This window comes from Kitasatospora sp. NPDC001539, from assembly GCF_040298565.1.
Classification (GTDB): Bacteria; Actinomycetota; Actinomycetes; order Streptomycetales; family Streptomycetaceae; genus Kitasatospora.
Map to the genome: position 1 here is coordinate 1 of NZ_JBEPAK010000491.1, position 1,247 is coordinate 1,247.

Annotated in this window: 1 protein-coding gene; it reads right to left on the reverse strand. The window is 76.5% G+C overall.

All coding sequences use genetic code 11. The features are described 5' to 3' along the window. Window positions 1-143: 143 nt before the first annotated feature. On the reverse strand, window positions 144-848 hold the full coding sequence (locus ABT247_RS33515) for a metal-dependent hydrolase (RefSeq protein ID WP_350750390.1): 705 nt from the start codon (window positions 846-848) through the stop codon (window positions 144-146). Window positions 849-1,247 lie beyond the last annotated feature (399 nt).

A 1,247-nucleotide genomic window follows, 5' to 3' on the forward strand; every position in this document is an offset into this window, starting at 1 on the left:
CCCGCCGCTGCCGGCCCCGGCAGCGGCCGGATGGGGAACGGGTTGCAGCCCCGCGCTTCGGCCCGGTCCGTGGGCGCGGGCCCGGCGGGGGCGGGGATATGCCCGGGGGTGCGGCCGTCGCGGCGTCCGGCCGCTGAGGGTGGTCAGCTCTCGGCCAGCAGCGGGGCGAAGACCGCGAACCACAGGGCCGCGAAGGTGGCCACCGTCATCACGGGTACGAAGAACCGGGTCTCCAGCTTCCCGCCGGTCCGCCGGATCAGCACCAGTTCGAAGCGCCTGCGGTACGGCCAGAGCAGGGGCGCGCCCCGGCGGGTGAGGCAGTCGCCGAGCAGGTGGGTGAGCGCCCCGAGGCCGACGGTGTACGGCAGCCAGGCGGCGATGTCGGCGAACCGCGCGGCCACCGTCGCCGTCCCCGCGCCGGCCAGGCCGACGGAGGTCAGCCAGGCCGTCGGTCCGTGGCCGGGCGGGTGCAGGTGCAGGGCCCGCACCGCGAGCGCGAGGAGGACGAAGGTCGTGCCGAGGGTGAAGCCCTCGCCGAGGCGGGTGACTCCCGCCCAGGTGCCCCAGCTCGTGAGCGCCGCGAACACCAGGGAGTGGGTGGCGTGGCGGTGGCCCCCGCACAGCCGGGCCACCAGGCGGCACAGGCCCCTCGACAGGGGGCCCAGCAGGTGGGCGGGTGTCGCGTCGTGGTGGTCGAGGTCGGGCAGTAGCGCGGCCCCGGCGCACAGCAGCGTGCCGATCAGGACCTCGCCCGGCCGCGGTGTCGTGCCGAACAGTGCCTGCGGCAGGACCGGCGCCGTCGCGGCGTAGACCAGTGCTCCGCTGATCGCGTGTGACTGGCCCAGCATGACGCCCCCCTGCCCTCCCTTTCGGCCGCCCCCTCCGGACGCCGCCCGCCCGGCACCGGGCCGGGCGGAGATCCGTCTGCTACCCCGCGCCTGCCCGCCCATTCCCGCCGCTCCGGGGAGCGGGGGTCGGCCGGCGCCGGGAGGCCGGTCTCGGCGGTAACTAGCCTGAAGATGACCGGCGTTGGCGCGTGGGACGGCCGGTCACCGCTGTCCGCGCGCCGTCGAAGGCGCGCCGTCGAGGGCACGCCCCCGGGGCGGCCGGAGCCGTCCTGCGCGCGGCGGGCAGGACGGCCCGGATCCGGAGCGGGTCAGTAATCCGGTCGCCTTCCGGCGACACCCTGTGTGCGTGAAAATCGGTCTGTGGTCGTCTGGCCGACGTCGTGTCGCCTTGGCGCGTTC

What these genes read in the sequence shown, in the direction of transcription:
- ABT247_RS33515 (WP_350750390.1), bottom strand. Translation starts at nt 848, where the DNA reads ATGCTGGGCCAGTCACACGCGATCAGCGGAGCACTGGTCTACGCCGCG.